The following is a 26909-nucleotide window of genomic DNA, read 5'->3' on the forward strand; positions in this document are numbered from 1 at the left end:
GCACCGGAATCGGCGCGTCTGAATCGTCATTCACCAATCCCGAGGTCGTACAGAAGGATGAACACCGGTGTTGCAACACAGTTGCAACGGGTACCTTGGGATACGACATGACGGTCATTACTGAAAGCCGCATCACCAGCGTGGTGCGGGCGGCAGAGGCGCTGCTGTCACACCGCGCCGGTTCCTCCGTAGTCCTCGACGACCCGGAGGACCTCGGTGGTAGCGGCCGTACGACGGTGGTTCGGGTGAGGGTGGCGCAGAACCCCCTCAGCCTGGACCGTTCGCTGGTGATCAAGGCGCTGCCCGAGCACGAGGACCCGCAGGCGTTCCACCGGGAGATCGCCTCGTACAAGTACGCCACCGCGCTCCCGAACGAGTCGCGGCCGGGTCCGCAGCTCATCGCCTCTGACCCCGACCTGCGCCTGATGGTGCTCTCCGACCTCGGGCACGGCCGCTCGATGCTGGAGTACCTCGACGGCGTCGACCCGGTGGAGACCTCCCGCGCGGTGAGTGCCTGGGGCCAGGCCCTGGGCCGCATGCACGCCGCCACCGTCGGCGGCGAGATCGACTTCGACGCCCTGGTCCGCCGCGGCAGGTCGGGCACCGAGGGACGTGACATCCTCCGGGACGAGGCCCGACGCTCCGTCGAGGCACTGGCCGGACACGCCGCCGCGCTCGGCGTGCAGGTGCCGGACCGCGTCATCGAGGCCCTCGAGACCGCGGCCGCCCTGTTCGACGATGGTGAGCACCGCGCATTCAGTCCGTCGGACGTGGGCCCCGAGAACATCATGATCAACGACGACGGCGTGCAGTTCATGGACTACGAGTGGGGCGGTTTCCGCGACGCCACCCTCGACATCGCGTACGCCGTGGTGACCATGACCGCCCAGCTGCCCGCGCGCGCCGCGGCACGTGCCACCGACCTCGAGGTGTCGATGGTCGACGCCTGGCGGTCGGAGGTGAACCCGATCTGGCCGGCCCTCGCGCACGAACGCGAGATGCAGCGCAAGGTGCTCGTCGCCCGGCTGCTGTGGGTGTGGCTGTCGACCGCGTGGATGCTGCCCGCCGACACCGACCTCATCGCCACGGAGAACGCGGTCGGTGCGGATTCCGACGCGAGCCTCGAGATGACCCCGTTCGACCCCGAACTGCAGGGCTCCGCCGCTGGCACCCCGACCGAGAGCACCGGCGGATTCACCCACGACTGGGCACTGCACACGAACGATCCGCGTGTACTCGTGTCCCGCTGGACCGACCTCGCGGCCGCCGCCGGTCGCGCCGGTGAGGACGCGATCGCCGACTTCGCGACTGCAACGGGTCTCGCGTTGCAGCGCATCTGGATGGCCTGATCGGCTCGTGGACGGATTGTTCGACCCGCCCGTGGATCCCCGGGCCGGAGCCGGTGGGCCGACGCCCGGTGCAGACGGCTTGACCGCGGCACCGAAACCGACGGCACCGCTCGCGGTCCGCATGCGTCCGCAGACCCTCGACGAGATCGTCGGCCAACAGCACCTGCTCGGCGACGGCTCGCCGCTGCGTCGCCTGATCAGCGGCGTGGGCGCGGCGTCGGTGCTGCTCTACGGCCCGCCCGGCACCGGCAAGACGACGATGGCGTCGCTGATCGCCCGCGCCACCGGCGGCCGGTTCGAGGCGTTGTCCGCCCTGTCGGCGGGAGTCAAAGAGGTGCGCGCCGTCATCGACGTCGCCCGGCGCCGGCTCATCGACGGTCAGCAGACCGTCCTGTTCATCGACGAGGTCCACCGCTTCTCCAAGACCCAGCAGGACGCTCTGCTCGACGCGGTCGAGAACCGGATCGTGCTGCTCGTGGCGGCGACCACCGAGAACCCGTCGTTCTCCGTCGTCGCACCCCTGCTGTCACGGTCCCTCGTGTTGCAGTTGCGGTCGCTGACCGACGACGACATCCGTGAGGTCCTCACCCGGGCCGTCGCCGACCCGCGGGGCCTCGACGGGCAGGTCGAGGTGACCGAGGCCGCCTACGACCACCTGGTCGCGGTCGCCGGCGGCGATGCCCGGCGGGCCCTCACCGCGCTCGAGGCCAGCGCCGACTCGGCCACCCACGTCGACCTCGCCGACGTCGAGACCGCGATCGACCGCGCGGCGGTGCGCTACGACCGCGACGGCGACCAGCACTACGATGTGACCAGCGCGTTCATCAAATCGATCCGCGGCTCCGACGTCGACGCCGCCGTGCACTACCTGGCGCGCATGATCGCGGCGGGGGAGGACCCGCGCTTCATCGCCCGGCGCCTGATGATCCACGCGAGCGAGGACATCGGCATGGCCGATCCCACCGCGCTGCAGACCGCGGTCGCCGCCGCCCAGGTGGTCAACCTCGTCGGCATGCCGGAGGCCAAACTGGCCCTGACCCAGGCGACCATCCACCTGGCGACCGCACCGAAGTCGGCCGGCGTGGTCTCGGCGATCGGCGCCGCACTCGCCGACGTCGAGGCGGGCAAGGCCCGGGCGGTGCCCGCCCACCTGCGCGACAGCCATTACGCCGGTGCCAAGAAACTAGGCAACGCTGTCGCCTACCGGTACCCGCACGACCATCCCGACGGCGTGGTGCCCCAGCAGTACCCGCCCGACGAACTCGTCGGCGTCGACTACTACGAGCCCACCGATCACGGGCTCGAACGTGAGATCGGGCCGCGCGTGGCACGCCTGAGATCCATCGTCCGGGGTGCCGTCACACGTCGCCGATCCCGCTGATCACGTCGGATGTGCCGGGGTATGACGCCCGGGACCGGTTCCGCGACGCGCCGACGGTACTCTGGGATGTCGCGACAACCAACGGCGAGGACGAGACCAACAGTGCAGACGCATGACATCCGGAAGCGTTTTCTGGACCACTTCATCAAGGCCGGCCACACCGAGGTGCCCAGTGCCTCGCTGCTGCTCGACGACCCCAACCTGCTGTTCGTCAACGCCGGCATGGTTCCGTTCAAGCCGTACTTCCTGGGCGAGCAGACCCCGCCGTACGACCGCGCGACCAGCGTCCAGAAGTGTGTCCGCACCCTCGACATCGACGAGGTCGGCATCACCACCCGCCACAACACCTTCTTCCAGATGGCGGGCAACTTCTCCTTCGGCGACTACTTCAAGCGCGAGGCCATCAACTTCGCCTGGACCCTGCTGACCAACAGCGTCTCCGACGGCGGCTACGGCATCGACCCGCAGAAGCTGTGGCCCACCGTCTATCTCGACGACGACGAGGCCGAGGCCATCTGGCGCGACGAGATCGGCGTGCCCGCCGAGCGCATCCAGCGTCGCGGCCTGAAGGACAACTACTGGTCGATGGGCGTCCCCGGCCCCTGCGGTCCGTGCTCGGAGATCTTCTACGACCGCGGCCCCGACTACGGCGTCGAGGGCGGCCCGGAGGCCGACGAGGACCGCTACATCGAGATCTGGAATCTCGTGTTCATGCAGAACGTCCGCGGTCCGGGCGGCGGCAAGGACAACTACGAGATCCTCGGGCCCCTGCCGAAGAAGAACATCGACACCGGCATGGGTGTCGAGCGCGTCGCCTGCATCCTGCAGGGCGTCGACAACGTCTACGAGACCGACCTGCTCAAGCCGATCATCGACCTGGCCGCCGAGCTCACCGGCCGCGCCTACGGCGCCGGTTCGCATGCCGACGACGTGCGCTTCCGCGTGATCGCCGACCACGCCCGCACCTCGGCGATGCTGATCGGCGACGGCGTGCTGCCCGGCAACGACGGCCGCGGCTACGTGCTGCGTCGCCTCCTGCGCCGCGTCGTGCGGTCGATGCGGCTGTTGGGAGCGGGGGACAACCAGGCGACCATGGGCACGATCATCGGCAAGGTCATCGACCTGATGGCCCCGTCGTACCCGGAGCTCGAGACCAGGCGTGCCGACATCGTGAAGGTCGCGGTGGGCGAGGAGACCTCCTTCGCCAAGACCCTCGCCGCGGGCTCCAAGCTCTTCGCCGACGCCGCGACCGCCACCAAGAAGTCCGCGAGCACCACCATCACCGGGGCCGACGCGTTCACCCTGCACGACACCTACGGCTTCCCGATCGACCTCACGCTCGAGATGGCGGCCGAGGCCGGGCTGGAGGTCGACCAGGAGGGCTTCACCGCCCTGATGGCCGAGCAGAAGCAGCGCGCCAAGGCCGACGCGACCGCCCGCAAGACCGGGCACGCCGACCTGAGCGTGTACCGCGACTTCCTCGACCGCGGACCCACCGAGTTCACCGGCTTCGACGAACTCGTCTCCGAGGCACGCGTTCTCGGTCTCGTCGCCGACGGCGCCCGGGTGCCCGTGGCGACGGCCGGGCAGGAACTCACCGTGGTGCTCAACCGCACGCCGCTCTACGCCGAGTCGGGCGGCCAGATGGCCGACGTCGGCACCATCACCACCGGTTCCGGTGTGCGCCTGTCCGTCACCGATGTGCAGAAGGTCGGGAAGTCGGTGTGGCTGCACAAGGTCCGCGTGGACGAGGGCGAGATCGAGGAGGGCGACGAGGTGCTCGCCGCCGTCGACACCGCCTGGCGTCACGGCGCCACGCAGGGCCATTCGGGCACCCACATGGTGCACGCCGCGCTGCGCGAGGTCCTCGGACCCGGTGCGACACAGGCGGGTTCGCTCAACCGCCCGGGTTACCTGCGCTTCGACTTCAACGCCAGCGGCCCGGTGACCGAGTCGCAGCGTCGGGAGATCGAGGAGATCTCCAACGCCGCGGTCGAAGCCAACTATCAGGTCAACACCTTCGAGACCGGACTCGACGAGGCCAAGGCGATGGGTGCGATGGCACTCTTCGGTGAGAACTACGGCGACGTCGTACGTGTCGTCGAGATCGGTGGCCCGTTCTCGATGGAACTGTGCGGTGGCACGCATGTCGTGTCGTCGTCGCAGATCGGTCCGATCACCCTCATCGGCGAGTCCTCCGTCGGTTCCGGTGTGCGTCGCGTCGAGGCCTACGTCGGTATGGATTCGTTCCGCTTCCTGTCCAAGGAGCGTGCTCTGCTCGCCGGTCTGGCGTCGTCGCTGAAGGTGCCGTCCGAGGAAGTGCCCGGCCGCGTCGAGCAGCTCGTCACCAAGCTGCGCGATGCCGAGAAGGAACTCGCCCGGGTGCGTGCCGAGCAGGCGCAGGCGGCCGTGTCGGGTCTCCTCGACACCGCGACCACCGTGGGTTCCACGCTCGTGGTCGAGGGGCGTGTCCCAGGACTCGACGCCAACGGACTGCGTTCGGTCGTCACCGATCTGCGGGGCCGGGTCGCCGACCGCCAGGCCGTGATAGCCCTGTTCTCGCCGAGCGGCGACGGACCGGATGCCAAGGTGCCGTTCGTGATCGCCACGACCGCCGCGGCCCGCGACGCCGGGATCAAGGCCGGTGATCTGGTCAAGGAGGTGGCGCCGCTCGTCGGTGGCCGCGGTGGTGGCAAGCCCGACCTCGCCCAGGGCTCGGGAACCGAACCCGGCGGGATCGACGCCGCCCTGTCGCGTATCCGCGAGTTCGTCGGCTGATGCCCATCGACCAGGATCCGCGCCTGCAACGAGGCCGCCGCCTCGGTATCGACGTCGGGAGCGTCCGGATCGGTGTCGCGGTCTGCGACCCCGACGGGATTCTCGCCACACCGGTGGAGACTGTCCGTCGAACACCCTCTGCCACAACCGATCTCGATCGGATCGTGGAACTGGTCGCCGAATACGGGGCGATCGGCGTCGTCATCGGGCTGCCGAAGACGCTGAAGAACACCACCGGGGTCGCGGCGGAGACCGCACGCGCCTTCGGTGATCGACTCGCCGAGCGGATCGCGCCGGCCGAGGTGCATTGGCAGGACGAACGATTCACCACCGTGACCGCGCAGCAGGCGCTGCACGCGAGCGGCCGGACGGTGAAGTCATCACGAGGAGTCATCGACCAAGCCGCGGCGGTCGCTATCCTTCAGGGATGGCTGGATGCGCGACGGTGAGTCCGATGATCCCTCGACAGAGTCGGGAGGGGAGCCGGCGGTGACCGAAGAACGGCGTCGCACGCGACACCGGGACAGCCAGGGACGCCGTGCCGACGCGCACCAAAGCGGTGCCGAGGGTATGGATCCGGAGCGTCTGCGGTACTTCACGCAGCCCGGCGAGGGTGCGTCACACACCCGGCATCGTCGCCGGCGTGCAGCCCCGCCCGCGCAGCCCGGCGAGCCCACGCCCCCGGCCCAGAGTGGCCGGCCGGGTGGGTTTCCGGGACGTGCGCAGCCCGTCCGGATTCCGCCGGGCGGTCAACCCCCGCAGCCGCCGCGTGCACAGCAGGCACCTCCGCCGCCGGCCCCCCCGCGCCGGCCCGAACCGGAATACGTCGAACCCCGGTACGACGACCATGAGTTCAGTGACGTCGACGCCCAGCCCGCGTACGACGAGCCCACCTACGACGAGCCTGCGTACGGCGAGCCCGCACACCCCGAGCCCGTGGCGACGACGCCGCGTGGACCGCGTGCGCGCGACGAGGACGACTGGTGGCCGGGTGCCGACGACGCGGAGCCGGCCGCGGCGCCACGACGCCCGCGCCGACGCAACCGGGAGAACCAGAAGAAGCGTCGCGTGGTGCTGGCACTCGCCATCGTGTTCATGCTCGCCCTCGTCGGCGGCGTCGGCTACTACGGTCTGCGTTCCATGGGAGTCCTGGAGTCGCGCAAGGACTACACCAACACCGCCGGTGCCAGCGACGTGATCGTCGACATCCCGGAGAACTCGACCCTGTCCGACTTCGGCCGGATCCTGGTCGACGCCGATGTCGTGGGCAGCGTGCGCGCCTTCATCGACGCCGCGGACGGTCAGCCCATGTCCGGCGGCCTCTACAAGATGCGGACCCAGATCCCGGCATCGACCGCAGTGGAGATGCTCACCGACGACAGCGCCCAGCACCGCGTCGGACGGGTGGTGATCCCGCCGGGTCTGCAGCTCGACTCCAAGACCGGCATCGACGGCAAGATCACGCCGGGCATCTTCCAGCTGATCCAGGACGCGACGGCGACCGAGGTCAACGGTCAGCCCGAGGGTGTCACCGTGGCCCAGCTCGAAGAGGCGGCCGCCACCTCGACCCCCGAGGCCCTCGGGGTGCCGGACTGGGCGAAGGAGAACGTGGCGTCGATGACCGGCGACCACCGCCGCGTCGAGGGCCTGATCGCGCCCGCCACCTGGGAACGCGTCGAACCCGATCACACCGCGGTGCAGATCCTCAACGAGATGATCTCCAAGAGCGCGGTGATGTTCGATCAGTGGGGTCTGGTGGACAACAACAAGTCCGGACTGTCGCCCTACGAGACGCTGATCGCCGCGTCGATCGTCGAACGCGAGGTCCGGCACGTCGAAGATGCGCCGAAGGTCGCCCGCGTCATCCGCAACCGGCTCGACGAGGATCAGCGGCTCGAGATGGACTCGACGCAGAACTACACCGCCGCCGTCACCAACATCGATGTGCACGGTGAGGCCTACAAGGCGGACAACGAGTGGAACACCTACCGCTACAAGGGTCTTCCGCCGACCCCGATCGCGGCCGTCGGTGTCCCGGCACTCGAGGCGATGCTCGACCCGGCTCCGGGTTCGTGGTTGTACTTCGTCACCGTCGACACCGCGGGCACCACGCTGTTCGCGAACACCTTCGAGGAACACAAGCGCAACCGCACTGTCGCCTGCAAGAACAAGCTCGTGTCGACGGGATGCCAGTGAGCCGTTCGCCGTACGGTGACCGTCGCCGGGCGGCGGTCCTCGGTTCGCCGATCGCGCATTCCAAGTCGCCTGCCGTCCACCTGGCCGCCTACCGGGCGCTCGGTCTCGACGGCTGGACCTACGACCGGATCGAGTGCACGGCCGATCGGCTGCCCGAGATCGTCTCCGGCGCGGCACCGGAGTTCATCGGGTTCTCGGTGACCATGCCGAACAAGCTGGCCGCCCTGGACTTCGCGACCGAACGGACCGAGCGGGCCGAACTCGTCGGATCGGCGAACACGCTCGTCCGCGTCGACGACGGCTGGCGGGCCGACTGCACCGACATCGACGGCATGACGGGAGCGCTGGCCGAACTCGGCGTCGACACCGACATCGCCGCGGGGGCCGCACCCGACGCGGTCGTGGTCGGCGCGGGCGGCACGGCGCTGCCGACCGTCATGGCGCTCGCCGAGGTCGGCGTCTCGACGATCTCGGTCGTCGCGCGCGACGCCGGCCGGGCCGCGTCCGTCCTGGAGTTGTGCGAGCGCCTCGGCATCACCGGTGAGGTCGTCCCCTTCGACGCCGGGACTGTGCTCGAAAACCGTTGCCGCGCTGCGTCTGTGGTGGTGTCGACGGTGCCCGCACCGGCCGCCGGGACGCTCGCGCCCGCAATCGCCCACGCGGGCAAGGTCGTCGACGTGATCTACGACCCCTGGCCGACGCCGCTGGCGGCCACCGTCGAGGCGTCCGGTGGAGTGGTCATCGGGGGACTGGTCATGCTGCTGAACCAGGCCTTCCGTCAGGTCGAGCTGTTCACCGGGCTCCCGGCACCCCGCGAGGCGATGACGCAGGTGCTCATACCCAACGCCTGAGGCTGTGGAGACCGTCCGCGATCCTGCCCGGATGCGCGCGATGCTCGGCACATGGCCGAACCCGCGATCCTGCTCTGGTTGCTCACGATCGCCGTCACCGACGCACGCACCCGGCGCATCCCCAATGCGATGGTCTGGCCAGGACTCTGCGCGGTGGCTGTCGTCGCCGTCGCCCAGCCCGCCGTGGGGCTCGCCGCAGCGGCTGCCGCGACGCCGTACCTGCTGACGTTCACGGCCGGGTGGTGCGGCGGCGGTGACGTGAAGCTCGCCTTCGCCTGCGGCGGTCTCGCGCTGCGCTGGGACACCGCGATGATCATGGTGGCGTGCGCCTCCCTCGTGGCGCTGATGATCTCCGTGGTGAGCATCGGGCGTCGCGGATCGACGGGGGGACACGCACATGCCCCGGCGCTCGTCGGCGCGCTGATCGTCGTGTCCGATCTGGCCTGACGGCGCCCGCCCCACGACCGCTGTCGGGGAGTTGTGGGGCACATGGAACAATTGATCACTGTGCTGCGCTGGATAACTGCCGGAGAATCCCACGGGCCCGCCTTGGTCGCCCTCGTCGAGGGCATGGTCGCCGGGGTCGAGGTGACCTCGTCGGACATCGCCGAACAGCTCGCCCGCCGTCGCCTCGGCTACGGCCGCGGCGCGCGGATGAAGTTCGAGGCCGACAAGGTCACCGTGATCGGTGGCGTACGCCACGGTCGCACGATGGGTGGTCCGGTGGCGATCGAGATCGGCAACACCGAATGGCCCAAGTGGGAGACCGTCATGTCGGCCGACCCGGTCGATCCCGCCGAACTCGAGGGCAGCGCACGCAACGCGCCGCTGACCCGTCCGCGTCCCGGCCACGCCGACTACTCGGGCATGCTCAAGTACGGCTTCGACGACGCCCGTCCGGTCCTCGAACGCGCCAGCGCCCGCGAGACCGCGGCACGCGTCGCCGCCGGCACCGTCGCCCGCAACTTCCTGCGTCAGGTCTTCGGCATCGAGGTCGTCTCGCACGTCATCTCGATCGGCGCCAGTGATCCCTACGTCGGCCCGCCGCCCCGCTACAGCGACCTCGAGGCCATCGACGCCAGCCCGGTCCGCGCTTTCGACGCCGCCGCCGAGAAGTCGATGATCGACGAGATCGAAGCCGCCAAGAAGGACGGCGACACCCTCGGCGGCGTCGTGGAGATCGTCGCCACCGGAGTGCCCGTCGGCCTCGGCTCGCATGTCAGCGGTGAGACCCGCCTCGACGCACGTCTGGCCGCCGCCCTCATGGGCATCCAGGCCATCAAGGGCGTCGAGGTCGGCGACGGCTTCACCACCGCCCGCCGCCGCGGCAGCGAGGCCCACGACGAGATGGTCCCCGGACCCGACGGCGTGCTGCGCTCCACCAACCGTGCAGGCGGCCTCGAAGGCGGCATGACCAACGGCGAGGACCTGCGCGTCCGCATCGCCATGAAGCCGATCTCGACGGTGCCGCGCGCCCTGTCGACGGTCGACATGGAGACGGGGGAGACCGCCAGCGCGATCCACCAGCGCTCCGACGTGTGCGCCGTGCCCGCGGCCGGTGTGGTCGCCGAGGCCATGGTGGCGCTCGTCGTCGCCCAGGCGGCACTGGACAAGTTCGGCGGCGACTCGGTCGCCGAGACCGCCACCAACCTCGGCGCCTACCTGACTGCCGTCCACGCGCGCCCGCCGCGCCCATGACCCAGACGCCGACCCCCACACGGGCGACCACAGGGCGCCGACCCAGCGCCGTGCTGATCGGCTTCATGGGCGCCGGCAAGTCGACCGTCGGGCGACTGCTCGCCGACCGGCTCGGGGTCGACTTCGTCGACACCGACATCGAACTGGTCCGGCGTACGGGGCGCTCCATCCCGGAGATCTTCGAATCCGACGGGGTCGACGGCTTCCGCACGATCGAGGAGAACGTCGTCTGCGACGTCCTCGACAATCACGGCGGGGTGGTCTCGCTCGGCGGGGGCGCGGTCACCACGGCGGGTGTCCGCGACGCATTGGCCGACCAGCGGGTGGTCTACCTGCGCGTCAGCCCCGAACGCGGCTATGAGCGGGTGTCCGGCACCGACCGCCCGCTGCTCGCCACCGAGGACCCGGCCGCCCGCTACGCGGAACTGCTCGCCGAGCGCACCGACATCTACTCGTCGGTGTGCACCTTCGAGGTCGACGCCGACGCCGCCCCGGACGCCGTCGCCGACGCCATCGTCGCCGAACTCGCCCGCGAACTCGACGTGAGGACACCAGAATGACCGACATCGAACCCGTTGCGATCCGCGTCAACGCGGGTGCGCCCTATGACGTCACGATCGGCCGCGGGCTGCTCGGCGAGGTCGCCGAGGCCGCCGCCGGCGCCGACCGCATCGCGATCCTGTATCAGCCGCCGCTGAACAAGACCGCCGAGCAGATCCGGGAGTTCTTGGCGGACAAGGGCTTCGACGCCCACCGCATCGAGATCCCGGACGCCGAGGCGGGCAAGGACCTCTCGGTCGCCGCCTTCTGCTGGGAGGTCTTCGGCCGGATCGGTCTCAAGCGCAACGACAAGGTCATCAGCCTCGGCGGCGGTGCCGCGACCGACGTCTCCGGATTCGTCGCGGCCACCTGGATGCGCGGCATCGGCGTCATCCACGTCCCGACCACGCTGCTGGCGATGGTCGACGCCGCGGTGGGCGGCAAGACCGGCATCAACACCGAGGCGGGCAAGAACCTCGTCGGCTCGTTCCACGAACCCGACGCGGTCCTGATCGACATCGGCACCCTCGAGACCGTGCCGCGCAACGAGATCGTCGCCGGGCTCGCCGAGGTCATCAAGACCGGTTTCATCGCGGATCCGACCATCCTCGACATCATCGAGGCCGACCCGGAGGCCGCGCTCGACCCCACCAGCCCGGTCCTCCCGGATCTGATCCGCCGGTCGGTGCAGGTGAAGGCAGACGTCGTGTCAGCGGATCTCAAGGAGTCCTCACTGCGCGAGATCCTCAACTACGGCCACACCCTGGGCCACGCGATCGAACGCCGGGAGCGCTACCGCTGGCGTCACGGCGCCGCGGTGTCGGTGGGCCTGGTGTTCGCAGCCGAGCTTGCGCGCCTGGCCGGGCGTCTCGACGACGCGACCGCCGACCGTCACAAGTCGGTGCTCGAACTCGTCGGCCTGCCGACGACCTACGATCCCGATGCCTTCGCCGACCTGCTCGAGGGGATGGCGGGGGACAAGAAGAACCGTTCCGGTGTGCTGCGGTTCGTCGTGCTCGACGGGCTGGCCAAGCCGGGCCGTCTCGAGGGACCTGATCCGGGCCTCCTCGCCGCCGCCTACTCGGCCGTCGCCGGCGGGGCGGGCAAGAGCACGTCGGTCCTGCTCTAGCCGCTACTCGGCCAGAAACGAGCGAACCGGCTCTACTGCGCGGTCGCGTCGGCGTGACGGTCCTCGTGGACCGACCAGTCGTCCTCGGGGGCGCCCTTGTTCTGGTCGCGGCGGATCAGCCAGCGGCCGATGGCCGCACCGACGAACGCCGGGACGAACACCAGCAGCGCGGTGAACGAGGCGCCGGCGATCAGCTCGACGAACAGGCCGGCCTGGCCGATGCCGGCGAGGACCGTGTTGCCGAGGATCCAGGAGATCAGTCCGGCGATCACACCGGCCATGACACCCGCCTTCAGCCAGCGGACGGTGAGGTCCTCGTAGTCGTCCGGATCGGGGTTGGCGCGGGCATCACGGATGCCGTCGAAACCGCCCCAGACCAAGGCGATGAGGACGACCGCCGCGATGGTGACGGTGCGCCACACGGTGGAGTTCAGCGGGGCCTCGACCACCGCGACACCGAGCAGGATCCGGGCGAGGACGTGAACGGCGGTCATCGTCAGACCGCGTACCAACCACGAAGACATGCGCGTCATACTACGCATCTGTGCCGTGATCGCCGACACACCCGGTCGATCCGGCCGGTCCAGCGTGCCGGGTTCGCACTGTGCGTCGTCCCGCCGTAGCGTTGCCCGGGTGCCGATCATCCACGACACAGCAGCCCGGCGAGACCGGCTGCGGAGCCAGTTACGTGAGCGTCCCGACGCCGAGCAGGTGTCGGCGTTCGTGGTCTCCGACCTCGTCAACGTCCGCTATCTGACCGGCTTCACGGGGTCCAACGCGGCGGTTCTCATCGACGTGTCCGATCCCGCGGGGGACCGGATCGCCACCGACGGCCGCTACCTCACCCAGGTCGCCGCGCAGGTGCCGGACGTCGAGTCCGTCATCGAACGGGCCTGCGTGCCGGCGCTGGTCGTCCACGCGCGAACCGCGGGTGCGTCGCGGATCGGCTTCGAGGCCGACGCCGAGACCGTCGCAGGCCACCGTGCCCTGACCGCATCGACCGAGGACTCCGGTGTCGAACTGGTCGGCCTCACCGGCGTCGTGCAGGCGCTGCGTTCGGTCAAGGACGCGGGGGAGATCGCGCTGCTGCGTGCCGCCTGCGCGATCGGAGACGCCGCACTCGCCCAGATCATCGCCGACGGCGTCCTGCGTGCCGGCACCACCGAACGTCAGGCCGCCCGTGCGCTGGAGTTCGAGATGTACCGCCTCGGCGCCGACGGCATCGCGTTCGAGACCATCGTGGCCGCCGGTGCGCATTCGGCGATCCCGCATCACCGGCCCACGCACACCGCACTGGCCGACGGCGATCTCGTGAAGATCGACTTCGGTGCAGTCGTCGGCGGGTACCACTCCGACATGACCCGCACCTTCGTGTTGCGTCGCGCTGCGGACTGGCAACGCGACATCTACGACCTCGTCGCCGCCGCGCAGGCCGCCGGACGGGCGGCTCTGCGCCCGGGTGCGGATCTACGGCAGGTGGACGCCGCCGCGCGCGACGTCATCGACGAGGCGGGGCACGGCGACCACTACGTGCACGGCCTCGGCCACGGCGTGGGCCTCGAGATCCACGAAGCGCCGGGAATCGGCAAACTCGCTGCGGGTACACTGCCATGCGGTGCTGCGGTCACCGTGGAGCCCGGTGTGTACCTACCCGGATGGGGTGGGGTCAGGATCGAGGACACCCTGGTCGTCACACAAGGCGACCCGGAACTGTTGACCACCACCGACAAGACATTCACCGTCATCTGACTGCAAGGGAAGAAACACCACATGGCGACCACCGCCGATTTCAAGAACGGCCTCGTGCTGCGCATGGACGACCAGCTCTGGCAGATCCAGGAGTTCCAGCACGTCAAGCCGGGCAAGGGCCCCGCGTTCGTGCGCACCAAGATCAAGAACGTGCTGAGCGGCAAGACCGTCGACAAGACCTTCAACGCCGGCGTCAAGGTCGAGACCGCCACCGTCGACCGTCGGGACATGACCTTCCTGTACAACGACGGCACCGACTACGTCTTCATGGACGCACAGGACTACGAGCAGTTCTCGCTGCCGCCGGCCGTCGTCGGCGACGGCGCACGCTTCCTGCTCGAGAACATGACCGTCCAGGTCTCGCTCAACGAGGGCAACCCGCTGTTCGTCGAACTCCCGGTCACCGTCGAGCTCGTCGTCGCCCAGACCGACCCGGGTCTGCAGGGTGACCGCTCCACCGGCGGCACCAAGCCCGCCACGCTGGAGACCGGTGCCGAGATCCAGGTGCCCCTGTTCATCAACACCGGTGACAAGCTCAAGGTCGACTCGCGTGACGGCAGCTACCTCGGCCGCGTCAACTCCTGACCTGTGAAACAACCCGGAACCCGACACAAGGCGCGGCGGCGCGCGGTCGACCTTCTCTTCGAGGCCGAGGCCAAGAAGGTCAGCCCCGCGCAGCTCGTCGCCGAACGCCGTGAGTACGTCCGCAGCGACGAGAGCGTCGGCTCGATCCACGACTACACCGCCACGGTGATCAACGGTCTCGCCGACGATCAGGACCAGATCGACGCGGTCATCTCCTCCCATCTGCGGGAGTGGACGCTGGAGCGTCTGCCCGCCGTCGACCGCGCCATCATGCGCCTGGCGACCTGGGAGCTGTTCAACTCGCTCGACGTCGACACCATCGTGGTGGTCGACGAGGCGGTGGAGCTCGCCAAGGAGCTGTCCACCGACGACTCGCCGGCCTTCGTCAACGGAGTGCTCGCCAAGATCGCCGAGCTCGCGCCGCAGGTCCGAGCCGCCGCGTCCGCCGAGCCGCGGCCGTCGGGTGACCCCGAGTAGTACCGAAGATCTCATGCCATCGGTCCCGGTCGCGTTCGCGACCGGGACCGATTGCTGTGGCGCAGGTCGCGGGAATTCGTCTGTCTCGCGACGCGGTGTAAAGTGTCGCAAGACAGACATCCTTTAACGATCCGTCCTGCGAGGCGGAGAAGGAGGTCGGCTTTGGCCAGCCCCGCCCCCAGGGTGCTGCTCGATGCCGCTGACGTGTCGCGCACGATTGCCCGTGTCGCACACCAGGTGATCGAGAAGACAGCTCTGGACTCGCCTGACGCCCCGCGCGTCGTTCTCATCGGAATCCCCACTCGCGGAACATCTCTCGCGACCCGATTGGGTTCCAAGATCGGCGAGTTCGCCAATGTCGAGGTGCCGGTCGGCTACCTCGACATCACCCTCTACCGCGACGATCTGCGCGGCAAGCCCCATCGCCCACTCGAACGGACAATGGTCCCGGCCGGTGGCGTCGACGGCGCGATCGTGATCCTCGTCGACGACGTGCTCTACTCCGGACGCACGGTCCGCGCCGCGCTCGACGCGCTGCGTGATCTCGGTCGCCCCGCCGCGGTTCAGCTCGCGGTGCTGGTGGATCGCGGCCACCGCGAATTGCCGCTGCGCGCCGACTATGTCGGCAAGAACATCCCCACCGCTCGAGACGAGCAGGTGTCGGTGCACCTCACCGAACACGACGGGATCGACCAGGTCGTCCTGAGTTCCGGCGCCGATGTCGTTGCCGCCGAGGGTGATTCGTGATGCGGCATCTGCTCTCCACGCAGGATCTCAGCCGCGACGAGGCCACCGCGCTCCTCGATGACGCCGAGCGCTTCGAGCAGGCACTGACGGGCCGCGAGGTCCGCAAGCTCCCGACGCTGCGCGGCCGGACCGTCATGACGGTGTTCTACGAGAACTCGACCCGCACCCGCGTCTCCTTCGAGGTCGCCGGCAAGTGGATGAGCGCCGACGTCATCAACGTCAGCGCGTCGAGTTCCTCGGTGGGCAAAGGCGAATCGCTGCGGGACACGGTCAAGACCCTGCACGCCGCCGGCGCCGACGCGCTGATCGTCCGCCACCCCGCCTCGGGTGCGCCCGCCCAGATCGCCGACTGGACCACCGATTCCGACGGTGAGGGCCCGGCGATCATCAATGCCGGTGATGGCACGCACGAACATCCGACGCAGGCCCTGCTCGACGCGCTCACCCTGCGCCAGCGGCTCGGGTCGCTGGACGGGCGTCGCATCGCGATCGTCGGCGACGTCGTGCACTCGCGCGTCGCGCGGTCCAACGCGCACCTGCTGTCGACCCTCGGTGCCGAGGTCGTCCTCGTCGCCCCGCCGACCCTGCTCCCGGCGGGAGTGGGCGAGTGGCCGGTCACCGTCTCGGGCAACCTCGACGCCGAACTGCCCGCCGTCGACGCGGTGATGATGCTGCGCGTGCAGGCCGAGCGGATGAACGGCGGGTTCTTCCCGAGCCCCCGCGAGTACGCGGTTCGCTTCGGTCTCAACGACCGCCGCCTGGCGATGCTCTCCGACGACGCGGTGGTCCTGCACCCCGGCCCGATGCTGCGCGGCATGGAGATCGGCTGGTCGGTCGCCGACTCGCCGAAGGCCACCGTCCTCGACCAGGTCCGCAACGGCGTGCACGTCCGCATGGCGGTGCTCTTCCGCCTCCTCGTCGGCTCCGATTCGGCGGGAGCCCAGCTGTGACACCGAGTACGCCCACCCCCAGCACGTCAGGAGTTCGCAAGTGACCGCCCCGGCAACCGGAACCGTCCTGCTCGGTGATGTTCGCCCCTACGGCGAAGGTGAGCCGGTCGACGTTCTCGTCGTCGACGGCGTGATCACCGAGATCGGCCCCGAACTGTCCGCACCCGCGGGCGCCGAGCGCATCGAGGGCAAGGGCGGGGTGCTGCTGCCCGGTTTCGTCGACCTCCACACGCATCTGCGCGAACCCGGCCGCGAGGACACCGAGACCATCCGGTCCGGCTCCGAGGCCGCCGCCCTGGGCGGGTACACCGCGGTCTTCGCGATGGCCAACACCAGCCCGGTCGCCGACAACTCGACCGTCACCGACAACGTATGGCGCTCCGGCCGCGAGGTCGGCCTCGTCGACGTCTACCCGGTGGGTGCGGTCACCGTCGGACTCGAGGGCCGCCAGCTCGCCGAGATGGGCATGATGAACGCCGGCGCCGCGGGCGTCCGGATGTTCAGCGACGACGGCAAATGCGTCGACGACCCGCTGCTCATGCGCCGCGCCCTGGAGTACGCGACCGGACTCGGTGTGCTCATCGCGCAGCACGCCGAGGAGCCGCGCCTGACCGTCGGTGCCGTCGCCAACGAGGGCCCCACCGCATCCCGCCTGGGCCTCGCCGGCTGGCCACGCGCCGCCGAGGAGTCGATCGTCATCCGCGACGCGCTGCTCGCCCGCGACGCCGGCGCCCGCATCCACATCTGCCACGCCTCGACCGAGGGCACCGTCGAGCTGCTGCGCTGGGCCAAGGACCAGGGGATCGCGATCACCGCCGAGGTGACCCCGCATCACCTGCTCCTCGACGACTCGAGACTCGAAACCTACGACCCGGTCAACAAGGTCAATCCGCCGCTGCGCGAGGTTCGCGACACCGAAGCCCTGCGTCGGGCGTTGGCCGATGGGATCGTCGACTGTGTGGCCACCGACCATGCGCCGCACGCCGCGCAGGAGAAGTGCTGCGAGTTCGCCCAGGCCAAGCCGGGCATGCTCGGGCTGCAGACCGCCCTGCCGATCGTCGTCGAGACCCTGGTCAAGCCGGGACTCCTCGACTGGCGCGGCGTCGCACGGGTGATGAGCGAACGGCCCGCGCAGATCGTCGAGTTGACCGATCAGGGCCTCCCGATCGAGGTCGGTGAGCCGGCCAACCTCACCGTCGTCGACCCGGACTCCTCGTGGGTGGTCCGCGGCGACGAACTGGCCAGCCTGTCGCGCAACACCCCGTTCGAGGAGATGACGATGCCGGCGAGCATCACCGCCACCGTCCTGCGCGGCGTGGTCACCACCCGCGAGGGCCGGGTGACCCGATGAACCTCCGGGCCCGACGCGGCCTCATCCCCGGCATCCTCGTGCTCGTCGTGGTCGCCTCGGTGATCGGCACCGTGCTCGGCTACGGCAGGTTCGTGTTCAACGCGTGGTTCATCGGCGTGTGCGTGCTCATCGTGCTCGGCCTGCTGTCGATGTTCTACCTGCTGATCACCGGCAACAAGAAGAAGCAGGCGGCGCAGGCCGAGCTGATCGGCGAACTTCCGCCCACCCCGGCCGATCTCGGGGCGGAGCAGCGCGGCCCCGACACCGGCCTCTACCTCGGTTCCACGATGGCACCGAGTTGGCAGAACCGCGTCGCCGTCGGGGACATCTCCGATCGCGCGTCGGCGACGATCGCCGAGTTCGCCGCGGGCATCCTGATCACCCGTCAGGGTGCAAGCGACATCTGGATTCCGCGTGAGGCGATCACGGCGGTCCGCACCGAGCGCGGCATCGCGGGCAAGGTCATGAGCGCCGACGGTGTCCTGGTGATCCGGTGGGTCCTGCCCAGCGGCACCGAGATCGACTCGGGAATCCGCGCAGACGACAAATCGATCTATCCCGGTTGGGTGAATGCCTTTGCCGGGCAGCATGACAGTGGACAGGGGACACAGGAATGAACACAGCGGTCTTGGTGCTGGAGAACGGCCAGGTGTTCACCGGCCGGAGCTTCGGCGCAGTGGGCGAGACCCTCGGTGAAGCGGTGTTCTGCACCGCGATGACCGGCTACCAGGAGACCCTGACCGACCCGAGTTACCACCGGCAGATCGTCGTGGCCACCGCGCCGCAGATCGGCAACACCGGCTGGAACACCGAGGACGGCGAGAGCACCGGCAGCGCGGGCAGCACCGGGGTCGACGGCGACTCCGGCAAGATCTGGGTGGCCGGATACGCGGTGCGCAATCCCACGCGTCGCGTCTCGAACTGGCGCGCCACCACCTCCCTCGAGGACGAACTCGTCAAACAGGGGATCGTCGGCATCGGCGGGATCGACACCCGCACCGTGGTCCGCATCCTCCGCGACCACGGCTCGATGAAGGCCGGCATCTTCTCCGGACCGGCACTGGCCGACACCGACGAACTCGTCGGCCGGGTGCGCAACCAGCCGGACATGAAGGGCGCCAAGCTCGCCGACGAGGTCACCACCACCGACGGCTACATCGTCGAGCCGGTCGGCCAGCACCGGTTCACCGTCGCGGCCATCGACCTCGGGATCAAGACCAACACCCCGCGCATGTTCGCCGAGCGCGGCGTCCGCACCCATGTGCTGCCGGCGAACGTCGCCCTCGACGCGATCGCCGACCTCAAGCCAGACGGTGTCTTCCTGTCGAACGGGCCCGGTGACCCGGCGACCGCCGACGACGTCGTCGAGCTCACCCGCGGCGTTCTCGGCCGGGATCTGCCGCTGTTCGGCATCTGCTTCGGCAACCAGATCCTGGGCCGGGCCCTCGGCCGGTCCACCTACAAGATGAAGTTCGGGCACCGGGGCATCAACATCCCGGTTGTCGACCACGCCACCGGCAAGGTCTCGATCACCTCGCAGAACCACGGCTTCGCACTCGAGGGTGAGGCGGGGGAGGAGTTCGACTCCGACTTCGGCCGCGCGCGGGTCAGCCACGTCTGCGCCAACGACGGCACCGTGGAGGGTCTCGAGCTGCTCTCCGGCCGCGCCTTCTCCGTGCAGTACCACCCGGAGGCGGCCGCCGGGCCCCACGACGCCGCGTATCTGTTCGACAAGTTCGTCACCCTGCTCGAGGGTGACCGTGCGCAAGGAGCGAGTGCCTGATGCCGCGCCGCGAAGACATCAACCACGTCCTGGTCATCGGCTCCGGCCCGATCGTCATCGGCCAGGCCTGTGAATTCGACTACTCGGGCACCCAGGCCTGTCGCGTGCTCAAGGCCGAGGGCCTGCGCGTCAGCCTGGTGAACTCCAACCCGGCGACGATCATGACCGACCCGGAGTTCGCCGACGCCACCTACATCGAGCCCATCACCGCCGAGTTCGTCGAGAAGGTGATCGAGGCCGAGCGCGACGCCGGTCATCCCATCGACGCGGTGCTCGCCACCCTCGGCGGGCAGACCGCGCTGAACACCGCGGTCGCACTGCACGATCGCGGCTCGCTGGAGAAGTACGGCATCGAGCTGATCGGCGCCGACTTCGACGCCATCCAGCGCGGCGAGGACCGCCAGATGTTCAAGGACATCGTGGAGAAGGTCGGCGGCGAGAGCGCCCGTTCCCGTGTCTGCCACACCATGGACGAGGTCCGCGAGACCGTCGCCGAGCTCGGCTTCCCGGTCGTCGTGCGCCCGTCGTTCACCATGGGCGGCCTCGGTTCGGGCATGGCCTACAACGACGAGGACCTCGACCGCATCGCCGGTGGCGGACTCGCCGCCTCGCCGACCGCCAACGTCCTCATCGAGGAGTCGATCCTCGGCTGGAAGGAATACGAACTCGAGCTGATGCGCGACAACCGCGACAACGTCGTGGTCGTCTGCTCCATCGAGAACCTCGACCCGGTCGGCGTGCACACCGGCGACTCGGTGACCGTCGCCCCGGCGATGACCCTCACCGACCGCGAGTACCAGATCATGCGCGACCTCTCGATCGACATCCTGCGCGAGGTCGGCGTCGACACCGGCGGCTGCAACATCCAGTTCGCCCAGGACCCGCGCGACGGCCGCCTCGTCGTGATCGAGATGAACCCGCGTGTGTCGCGGTCGTCGGCCCTGGCGTCGAAGGCGACCGGCTTCCCGATCGCCAAGATCGCCGCGAAGCTGGCCATCGGCTACAGCCTCGACGAGATCGTCAACGACATCACCAAGGAGACCCCGGCCTGTTTCGAGCCCACGCTCGACTACGTCGTGGTCAAGGCGCCGCGGTTCGCGTTCGAGAAGTTCCCGGGCGCCGACGACACGCTGACCACCACGATGAAGTCGGTGGGCGAGGCCATGAGTCTCGGCCGCAGTTTCGCCGAGGCGCTCGGCAAGGTCATGCGTTCGCTGGAGACCAAGGCCGGTGGCTTCTGGGTGGAGGCCGACCGGCCCGACCCCAAGACCGTCGATCTGCCCGCGCTGCTCGAGGAGATCAGGACGCCGAAGGACGGGCGTCTGTACAAGCTGATGCTGGCCTTCGACGCCGGCGCCACGATCGAGGAGCTCTACGAGGCCACCGCGATCGACCCGTGGTTCCTGGCCGAGATCGGCGGCATCGCCGCGCTCGGAGCGGAGATCCGCGACGCCGACACCCTCGACGAGGCGCTGTTGCGCGAGGCGAAGTCGAACGGCTTCTCCGACCGTCAGATCGCTGCCCTCCGTCCGGAGTTCGAGGACGAGGCCGCCGTGCGCGCGCATCGTCTGTCGCTCGGTGTGCGCCCGGTCTTCAAGACCGTCGACACCTGTGCGGCCGAGTTCGAGGCGAAGACGCCGTACCACTACTCGACCTATGAGCTCGATCCCGCGGCGACCAGCGAGATCGCACCGCAGCCGGATCGGCCGAAGGTGCTCATCCTCGGTTCGGGCCCCAACCGCATCGGTCAGGGCATCGAGTTCGACTACTCGTGTGTCCACGCCGCGCTCACCCTGAGCGAGGCCGGGTACGAGACCGTGATGGTCAACTGCAACCCGGAGACCGTCTCGACCGACTACGACACCGCGGATCGTCTGTACTTCGAGCCGCTGACCTTCGAGGACGTGCTCGAGGTCTACTACGCCGAATCCCAGTCGGGCACCGTGGCCGGCGTCATCGTGCAGCTCGGCGGCCAGACCCCGCTGGGTCTCGCACGCCGCCTCGAGGAGGCGGGTGTCCCGATCGTCGGCACCAGCCCGGCCGCCATCGACCTCGCCGAGGATCGTGGCGAGTTCGGCAAGGTGCTCACCGGGGCCGGCCTGCCGGCCCCGGCATTCGGTACCGCGACCAGCTTCGCCGAAGCCCGCGACACCGCCGCCCGCATCGGCTACCCGGTGCTGGTGCGTCCGTCGTACGTCCTGGGCGGCCGCGGCATGGAGATCGTGTACGACGAGAAGTCCCTGGAGGACTACATCTCTCGTGCCACCGAACTGACCCCCGACCACCCGGTGCTGGTCGACCGCTTCCTCGAGGACGCGGTGGAGATCGACGTCGACGCCATGTGTGACGGCGACGAGGTCTACATCGGCGGCGTGATGGAGCACATCGAGGAGGCCGGTATCCACTCCGGCGACTCCGCGTGTGCGCTGCCGCCGGTCACCCTCGGCCGCGCCGACCTGGAGATGGTCCGCACCTCCACCGAGGCGCTCGCCAAGGGCATCGGCGTGAAGGGTCTGCTCAATGTGCAGTACGCGCTCAAGGACGACGTCCTCTATGTGCTGGAGGCGAATCCGCGCGCGAGCCGGACGGTCCCGTTCGTCTCCAAGGCGACCGCGGTGCCGCTGGCCAAGGCCTGTGCCCGCGTGATGCTCGGCTCGTCGATCGCCGAACTGCGCGAGCAGGGCATCCTGCCGAAGACCGGAGACGGCGGCGAGGCTCCCGCGACCGCGCCGATCTCGGTGAAGGAAGCGGTCCTGCCGTTCAACCGGTTCCGTCGCCACGACGGCAGCGGTGTCGACAACCTGCTCAGCCCCGAGATGAAGTCGACCGGTGAGGTCATGGGCATCGACGCCGACTTCGGTCGCGCGTTCGCGAAGTCGCAGACCGCCGCGTACGGTTCGCTGCCGACCAGCGGCAAGATCTTCGTCTCGGTTGCCAACAAGGACAAGCGCGCGCTGATCTTCCCGGTCAAGCATCTCGCCGACCTCGGCTTCGAGATCCTGGCGACCGAGGGCACCGCGGATGTGCTGCGCCGCAACGGCATCAAGTGTGAGACCGTGCTCAAGCACTTCGAGGCCGCCGAGGGACAGCGCACGGTTGTGGACATCATCCGCGCCGGTGAGGTCACCATGGTGATCAACACCCCGTACGGCAACTCCGGCCCGCGCGTCGACGGGTACGAGATCCGCAGTGCGGCAGTCTCGGTCAACATCCCGTGCATCACCACGGTGCAGGGTGCCAGCGCCGCGGTCCAGGGCATCGAGGCCGCGATCAACGGCGACGTCGCGGTGCGCTCGATCCAGCGACGCCACGCGGACATGGCCGGCCGGTCATGACGGTGGTGTCGGCATGATGGGGGCGTCCGGTTTCGGCGCCCGCTACCGGCAGGTGACGGCCGAACGCGGACGCCTGTGCGCGGGCATCGACCCGCACGCGGCGCTGCTGACCGACTGGGGTCTGGACGTGTCCGTCGACGGGTTGTCGCGCTTCGCCGACATCTGCGTCGAGGCGCTGGCCCCGTCGGCGGCGGTGATCAAGCCGCAGGTGGCCTTCTTCGAGCCGTTCGGCGCCGCGGGTTTCGCGGTGCTCGAACGGGTCGTCGCGGGTTGCCGCGAGGCGGGTGCCCTGGTGATCGCCGACGCCAAGCGCGGTGACATCGGCTCGACCATGTCCGCCTACGCGCAGGCCTGGTTGGCCGACGCCTCGCCGCTCTGCGCCGACTCGGTGACCGCCTCGCCCTACCTCGGGTACGAATCACTGCGTCCAGCACTGGATCTGGCTCGTGCGGGGCAGCGCGGCGTGTTCGTCCTGGCACGAACCTCGAACCCGGAGGGCGGCGACGTGCAGAAGGCGATGGCAGGGGAGCGGACGGTCGCCCAGTCCATCGTCGACGCCGCTGCGGCCGAGAACGCCGACGGCACGGCCACCGTGGGTCTCGTCGTGGGCGCGACCCGCGAACACGGACTCGACCTCGCCGGCCTGAACGGCCCCATCCTGGCACCCGGCCTGGGTGCTCAGGGCGCCACCGCCGAGGACCTGAAGGTGGTCTTCGACGATGCCGACCCGGCCTGGGTGTTGCCGGCGAGCTCGCGTGGCGTGCTGCGGGCAGGTCCCGACGTCGCCGCTCTACGGGACGCGTTCATGCAGGCGCGCGACGAGGTCGAGGCCGCGCTGGGCTGAGACGACGCGGGCCCGGCGCTACGCCGGGGAAGCGCGCGACACGCTCGAAACGCGATCGAATTCCGGACGAATCTGGTCACATCACTCCAGTCACATCCGTCTCAGCAAGTGAATCACGCGATCGCGTGTCTTTCGCATTGCTACCGACCTGCGCGGATGGCGTCATCGCCGTGACCTGCAGGTTCCTGGTAAAACCCGTAGTCAGAGCGCTGCAACACTGAGTGAAGGGTTGAAGGGCCGGAGCGGACTGCTGCAGTGCACTACAACATGAGAAAACACCGCGAAAACGGGGGGTCGCGCTCGCAAATGCCTGCTCACGTCGGTACGGTCGCATTCGCCGCCAACAATCGGTGGTGCCGGACGGGTACCCCACCCGACCGCATCGTTGCGAAGACGACGCAGCGCCGCCAGTGTGGCAACAGCCGTCGGACGCCTCAGGGCGGACGATGACAGTCCCAATCAAGAACGAAAGACGGAGGAACCCGTGGCCCTTCCCCAGTTGACTGACGAGCAGCGCGCCGCTGCGTTGGAGAAGGCAGCTGCCGCTCGTCGCGTCCGCGCGGAGCTCAAGGAGCGCCTGAAGCGCGGTGGCACCGATCTCCAGCAGGTGCTCAAGGATGCCGAGAACGACGAGATCCTGGGCAAGATGAAGGTCTCGGCACTGCTCGAGGCCCTTCCCAAGGTCGGCAAGGTCAAGGCTCAGGAGATCATGACCGAGCTGGAGATCGCCCCGACCCGCCGCCTGCGCGGTCTCGGCGACCGTCAGCGCAAGGCTCTGCTCGAGAAGTTCAGCTCCTGAGCGTGAGCATCGCAACCGAACACGGCAGCGTGATGAGCTCGTGGGACCGGCGGTGACCAACCGGCCGGATACCGCGGGAGCCGCACGCACGAGGGGTCGACTGATTGTCTTGGTCGGCCCCTCGGCCGTCGGCAAGTCCACCGTGGTCGCCAAGGTGCGCGCCGCGTTGCCCGACCTGTACTTCAGCGTCTCGGCGACCACCCGCGCACCGCGCCCCGGTGAGGTCGACGGCCGCGACTACCACTTCGTGTCCGCCGAGGACTTCGACAAGATGATCGCCGGTGACGAGCTCCTGGAGTGGGCTGAGATCCACGGTGGCCTGCAGCGATCGGGTACACCGCTCGCGCCCGTCCTCGCGGCTCTGGAGGCCGGCAAGCCCGTTCTGGTGGAGGTCGACCTCGTCGGTGCGCGCAACGTCGTCACCCGACTGCCCGAGGCGACCACCGTCTTCCTCGCGCCGCCGAGCTGGGACGAACTGGTCGCCCGGCTGACCGGCCGCGGCACCGAGAGTCCCGAGGCGATCGAGCGCCGGCTGGCCACCGCGAAGGTCGAGATGGCCGCCAAAGACGAGTTCGACCACGTCATCGTGAACAGCGAAGTCGACCGAGCGGCCTCCGACTTGGTATCCTTGCTGGTCGGACCTGAGCAGGCCACCGCGCCCGCGACCTGACCAGCCTCTCTGACATCCCAGACCTCGACGCAGGAGTTTGTGTGACCACCCCGACCAATTTCGACATCACCGAGATCGCCGACGCACCGGCATACGACACGCCGCTGGGTATCACCAATCCGCCGATCGACGATCTCCTCGAGCGCGCCTCGTCGAAGTACGCCCTCGTCATCTACGCGGCCAAGCGTGCCCGCCAGATCAACGACTACTACAACCAGCTCGGCGACGGCATCCTCGAGTACGTCGGCCCGCTGGTCGAGCCGGGCCTCCAGGAGAAGCCGCTGTCGATCGCGATGCGCGAGATCCACTCCGACCTGCTCGAGCACACCGAGGGCGAATAGTCTCGACGTCGGGATGACCACACCGACCAAGCCGCGACGCCGAATCCTCATCGGCGTCGGTGGAGGTATCGCCGCATACAAGGTGTGCTCGGTGATCCGCCACTTCACCGAGTCCGGGCACGAGGTCCGCGTCGTGCCGACCCCCGCCGCACTCAAGTTCGTCGGCAAGGCGACCTTCGAGGCACTCAGCGGTAACCCGGTCAGCACCACCGTCTTCGACGACGTCGACGAGGTCGCGCACGTGCGTCTGGGCCAGGGCGCCGACCTCGTGATCATCGCCCCGGCGACCGCGGACCTCATGGCCCGCGCCGCCCAGGGCCGCGCCGACGATCTGCTCACCGCATCGCTGCTCACCGTGCGGTGCCCGGTGCTGTTCGTGCCGGCCATGCACACCGAGATGTGGGAGCACCCGGCCACTCAGGCCAACATCGCGACGCTGCGCGAGCAGGGCTCGACGGTCATGACCCCGGCGTCGGGTCGGCTCACCGGCACCGACTCCGGCCGCGGCCGTCTACCGGACCCGCAGGAGATCGCGCTCACCGGCGAGCTTCTCCTCGATCGCGCCGACGCCCTGCCCTACGATCTCGCCGGTGTCCGCGTGCTCATCAGCGCCGGCGGCACCCGCGAACCTCTCGATCCCGTGCGTTACCTGGGCAATCACAGCTCCGGCAAGCAGGGATTCGCGCTGGCCCGTGCGGCCGCGCAGCGCGGTGCGAGCGTCACCGTCGTCGCCGGTTCGACCGCTGATCCGGGCGATCCCGCCGGCGTGCAGATCGTGCGGATATCGACGGCTCAGGAACTCTCCGAGGAGATGACCAAGCGCGCGGCCGACGCCGACGTCGTCATCATGGCCGCCGCCGTCGCCGACTTCCGGCCGATCGCGGTGGCCGACGCGAAGATCAAGAAGGGCGATCAGGGTCCGGCCCCGATCGAGCTCACCACCAACCCCGACATCCTCCGCGGCCTGGTCGATGCGCGGGACGACGGTCGGATTCCGTCCGAGACCGTCATCGTCGGCTTCGCGGCCGAGACCGGGGACGAGACCGGCGGGGTCCTCGACCACGGTCGCGCCAAGCTCGCCCGCAAGGGTTGCGACCTGCTCGTGGTGAACGCCGTCGGTGACGGCAAGGCGTTCGGCACCGAGGACAACACCGGGTGGCTGCTTTCCGCCAAAGGTGACGAGACCGCTCTGCCCTTCGGATCGAAAACACTCATGTCGAGTCGGATACTTGACGAAGTGCGACAACTGGTGCCTGATGGTCGGGGGGCCTGAGCGGCACCGTAGTTTTGAAAGTGACTCCACCGGCCACACCGACCGGCCGACACCTGCCAAACGGCGCCGGACACATCCGCGCG

Annotated in this window: 25 protein-coding genes; 24 read left to right on the forward strand and 1 reads right to left on the reverse strand. The window is 69.2% G+C overall.

The window, feature by feature from the left end; genetic code table 11:
• Positions 1 to 107: 107 nt before the first annotated feature.
• The 10 genes from C5O27_RS14360 (at position 108) to aroB (ending at position 11922) form a co-directional block, all read left to right on the forward strand.
• Positions 108 to 1349 (forward strand): hypothetical protein, encoded by a 1242-nt coding sequence (locus tag C5O27_RS14360; protein ID WP_035751689.1) that lies wholly within the window; start codon positions 108 to 110, stop codon positions 1347 to 1349.
• Between the two features lie 7 nt (positions 1350 to 1356).
• Complete coding sequence (locus tag C5O27_RS14365; RefSeq protein ID WP_006356963.1) at positions 1357 to 2730, forward strand: replication-associated recombination protein A; 1374 nt, start codon at positions 1357 to 1359, stop codon at positions 2728 to 2730.
• A gap of 102 nt (positions 2731 to 2832) precedes the next feature.
• The gene (gene alaS, locus C5O27_RS14370; protein WP_040003916.1) at positions 2833 to 5508 is read left to right on the forward strand and encodes an alanine--tRNA ligase; all 2676 of its coding nucleotides are present in this window, start codon (positions 2833 to 2835) and stop codon (positions 5506 to 5508) included.
• On the forward strand, positions 5508 to 5957 hold the full coding sequence (gene ruvX / locus C5O27_RS14375; protein WP_006356961.1) for a Holliday junction resolvase RuvX: 450 nt from the start codon (positions 5508 to 5510) through the stop codon (positions 5955 to 5957). Before alaS ends, ruvX begins: the two co-directional genes overlap by 1 nt.
• Entirely contained in the window at positions 5944 to 7704 is a 1761-nt protein-coding gene (gene mltG / locus C5O27_RS14380; RefSeq protein WP_127962982.1) for an endolytic transglycosylase MltG, read from the forward strand. Before ruvX ends, mltG begins: the two co-directional genes overlap by 14 nt.
• Positions 7695 to 8555, forward strand: a complete 861-nt coding sequence (locus C5O27_RS14385) for a shikimate dehydrogenase (protein WP_164905320.1) — start codon at positions 7695 to 7697, stop codon at positions 8553 to 8555. Before mltG ends, C5O27_RS14385 begins: the two co-directional genes overlap by 10 nt.
• Positions 8556 to 8606: 51 nt before the next feature.
• Positions 8607 to 9002: an A24 family peptidase gene (locus C5O27_RS14390; RefSeq protein WP_127962983.1), complete on the forward strand. Its 396-nt coding sequence runs from the start codon at positions 8607 to 8609 to the stop codon at positions 9000 to 9002.
• Positions 9003 to 9044: 42 nt separating this feature from the next.
• Positions 9045 to 10253, forward strand: coding sequence for a chorismate synthase (aroC, locus tag C5O27_RS14395; protein ID WP_127962984.1), 1209 nt, complete (start codon positions 9045 to 9047; stop codon positions 10251 to 10253).
• Entirely contained in the window at positions 10250 to 10813 is a 564-nt protein-coding gene (locus tag C5O27_RS14400) for a shikimate kinase (RefSeq protein WP_127962985.1), read from the forward strand. The genes aroC and C5O27_RS14400 overlap by 4 nt, the downstream gene beginning before the upstream one ends.
• Positions 10810 to 11922: a 3-dehydroquinate synthase gene (gene aroB / locus C5O27_RS14405; RefSeq protein WP_006356955.1), complete on the forward strand. Its 1113-nt coding sequence runs from the start codon at positions 10810 to 10812 to the stop codon at positions 11920 to 11922. Before C5O27_RS14400 ends, aroB begins: the two co-directional genes overlap by 4 nt.
• Before the next feature lie 32 nt (positions 11923 to 11954).
• Here the strand turns inward: aroB and C5O27_RS14410 are convergent, their stop codons facing one another.
• On the reverse strand, positions 11955 to 12446 hold the full coding sequence (locus tag C5O27_RS14410) for a B-4DMT family transporter (protein ID WP_006866341.1): 492 nt from the start codon (positions 12444 to 12446) through the stop codon (positions 11955 to 11957).
• A 109-nt stretch (positions 12447 to 12555) separates the two neighbouring features.
• Here C5O27_RS14410 and C5O27_RS14415 point away from each other — a divergent pair, with 109 nt between their 5' ends.
• The 14 genes from C5O27_RS14415 (at position 12556) to coaBC (ending at position 26826) form a co-directional block, all read left to right on the forward strand.
• Positions 12556 to 13671 carry a M24 family metallopeptidase gene (locus C5O27_RS14415; protein ID WP_006357193.1) on the forward strand — a complete coding sequence of 372 codons (1116 nt, stop codon included), beginning with the start codon at positions 12556 to 12558 and terminating at the stop codon, positions 13669 to 13671.
• A gap of 21 nt (positions 13672 to 13692) precedes the next feature.
• Positions 13693 to 14256: an elongation factor P gene (gene efp / locus C5O27_RS14420; protein ID WP_006357194.1), complete on the forward strand. Its 564-nt coding sequence runs from the start codon at positions 13693 to 13695 to the stop codon at positions 14254 to 14256.
• Positions 14257 to 14259: 3 nt separating this feature from the next.
• Positions 14260 to 14733, forward strand: a complete 474-nt coding sequence (gene nusB, locus C5O27_RS14425; RefSeq protein ID WP_127962986.1) for a transcription antitermination factor NusB — start codon at positions 14260 to 14262, stop codon at positions 14731 to 14733.
• 162 nt (positions 14734 to 14895) lie between these two features.
• Positions 14896 to 15480, forward strand: a complete 585-nt coding sequence (gene pyrR, locus C5O27_RS14430) for a bifunctional pyr operon transcriptional regulator/uracil phosphoribosyltransferase PyrR (protein ID WP_006357196.1) — start codon at positions 14896 to 14898, stop codon at positions 15478 to 15480.
• A complete protein-coding gene (locus tag C5O27_RS14435; RefSeq protein ID WP_006357197.1) occupies positions 15480 to 16430 on the forward strand; it encodes an aspartate carbamoyltransferase catalytic subunit in 951 nt (316 codons plus the stop codon). The genes pyrR and C5O27_RS14435 overlap by 1 nt, the downstream gene beginning before the upstream one ends.
• A gap of 40 nt (positions 16431 to 16470) precedes the next feature.
• On the forward strand, positions 16471 to 17781 hold the full coding sequence (locus tag C5O27_RS14440) for a dihydroorotase (protein WP_127962987.1): 1311 nt from the start codon (positions 16471 to 16473) through the stop codon (positions 17779 to 17781).
• Positions 17778 to 18398 (forward strand): PH-like domain-containing protein, encoded by a 621-nt coding sequence (locus tag C5O27_RS14445; protein WP_006357199.1) that lies wholly within the window; start codon positions 17778 to 17780, stop codon positions 18396 to 18398. Before C5O27_RS14440 ends, C5O27_RS14445 begins: the two co-directional genes overlap by 4 nt.
• Complete coding sequence (carA, locus tag C5O27_RS14450; RefSeq protein ID WP_035751485.1) at positions 18395 to 19564, forward strand: glutamine-hydrolyzing carbamoyl-phosphate synthase small subunit; 1170 nt, start codon at positions 18395 to 18397, stop codon at positions 19562 to 19564. The genes C5O27_RS14445 and carA overlap by 4 nt, the downstream gene beginning before the upstream one ends.
• The gene (gene carB / locus C5O27_RS14455) at positions 19564 to 22899 is read left to right on the forward strand and encodes a carbamoyl-phosphate synthase large subunit (RefSeq protein WP_127962988.1); all 3336 of its coding nucleotides are present in this window, start codon (positions 19564 to 19566) and stop codon (positions 22897 to 22899) included. The genes carA and carB overlap by 1 nt, the downstream gene beginning before the upstream one ends.
• A gap of 13 nt (positions 22900 to 22912) precedes the next feature.
• Positions 22913 to 23743 carry an orotidine-5'-phosphate decarboxylase gene (gene pyrF / locus C5O27_RS14460; protein ID WP_035751488.1) on the forward strand — a complete coding sequence of 277 codons (831 nt, stop codon included), beginning with the start codon at positions 22913 to 22915 and terminating at the stop codon, positions 23741 to 23743.
• Positions 23744 to 24227: 484 nt separating this feature from the next.
• The gene (gene mihF, locus C5O27_RS14465) at positions 24228 to 24542 is read left to right on the forward strand and encodes an integration host factor, actinobacterial type (RefSeq protein WP_004021989.1); all 315 of its coding nucleotides are present in this window, start codon (positions 24228 to 24230) and stop codon (positions 24540 to 24542) included.
• Positions 24543 to 24582: 40 nt separating this feature from the next.
• Positions 24583 to 25212, forward strand: a complete 630-nt coding sequence (gene gmk, locus C5O27_RS14470; protein WP_187346500.1) for a guanylate kinase — start codon at positions 24583 to 24585, stop codon at positions 25210 to 25212.
• 41 nt (positions 25213 to 25253) lie between these two features.
• Entirely contained in the window at positions 25254 to 25553 is a 300-nt protein-coding gene (rpoZ, locus tag C5O27_RS14475; protein ID WP_006357204.1) for a DNA-directed RNA polymerase subunit omega, read from the forward strand.
• Between the two features lie 13 nt (positions 25554 to 25566).
• Positions 25567 to 26826: a bifunctional phosphopantothenoylcysteine decarboxylase/phosphopantothenate--cysteine ligase CoaBC gene (coaBC, locus tag C5O27_RS14480; protein WP_035751492.1), complete on the forward strand. Its 1260-nt coding sequence runs from the start codon at positions 25567 to 25569 to the stop codon at positions 26824 to 26826.
• Positions 26827 to 26909: the final 83 nt, after the last annotated feature.

The organism is Gordonia alkanivorans (assembly GCF_004011905.1).
Classification (GTDB): Bacteria; Actinomycetota; Actinomycetes; order Mycobacteriales; family Mycobacteriaceae; genus Gordonia; species Gordonia alkanivorans.

Bases quoted from the DNA above. Each gene is read 5' to 3' on its own strand.
- aroB (WP_006356955.1), top strand. From the start codon at position 10,810: ATGACCGACATCGAACCCGTTGCGATCCGCGTCAACGCGGGTGCGCCC.
- coaBC (WP_035751492.1), top strand. From the start codon at position 25,567: ATGACCACACCGACCAAGCCGCGACGCCGAATCCTCATCGGCGTCGGT.
- C5O27_RS14400 (WP_127962985.1), top strand. From the start codon at position 10,250: ATGACCCAGACGCCGACCCCCACACGGGCGACCACAGGGCGCCGACCC.
- efp (WP_006357194.1), top strand. From the start codon at position 13,693: ATGGCGACCACCGCCGATTTCAAGAACGGCCTCGTGCTGCGCATGGAC.
- C5O27_RS14390 (WP_127962983.1), top strand. From the start codon at position 8,607: ATGGCCGAACCCGCGATCCTGCTCTGGTTGCTCACGATCGCCGTCACC.
- ruvX (WP_006356961.1), top strand. From the start codon at position 5,508: ATGCCCATCGACCAGGATCCGCGCCTGCAACGAGGCCGCCGCCTCGGT.
- mltG (WP_127962982.1), top strand. From the start codon at position 5,944: ATGCGCGACGGTGAGTCCGATGATCCCTCGACAGAGTCGGGAGGGGAG.
- carB (WP_127962988.1), top strand. From the start codon at position 19,564: ATGCCGCGCCGCGAAGACATCAACCACGTCCTGGTCATCGGCTCCGGC.
- C5O27_RS14360 (WP_035751689.1), top strand. From the start codon at position 108: ATGACGGTCATTACTGAAAGCCGCATCACCAGCGTGGTGCGGGCGGCA.
- pyrF (WP_035751488.1), top strand. From the start codon at position 22,913: ATGATGGGGGCGTCCGGTTTCGGCGCCCGCTACCGGCAGGTGACGGCC.
- C5O27_RS14435 (WP_006357197.1), top strand. From the start codon at position 15,480: ATGCGGCATCTGCTCTCCACGCAGGATCTCAGCCGCGACGAGGCCACC.
- carA (WP_035751485.1), top strand. From the start codon at position 18,395: ATGAACACAGCGGTCTTGGTGCTGGAGAACGGCCAGGTGTTCACCGGC.
- C5O27_RS14385 (WP_164905320.1), top strand. From the start codon at position 7,695: ATGCCAGTGAGCCGTTCGCCGTACGGTGACCGTCGCCGGGCGGCGGTC.
- C5O27_RS14445 (WP_006357199.1), top strand. From the start codon at position 17,778: ATGAACCTCCGGGCCCGACGCGGCCTCATCCCCGGCATCCTCGTGCTC.
- aroC (WP_127962984.1), top strand. From the start codon at position 9,045: ATGGAACAATTGATCACTGTGCTGCGCTGGATAACTGCCGGAGAATCC.
- C5O27_RS14410 (WP_006866341.1), bottom strand. From the start codon at position 12,446: ATGTCTTCGTGGTTGGTACGCGGTCTGACGATGACCGCCGTTCACGTC.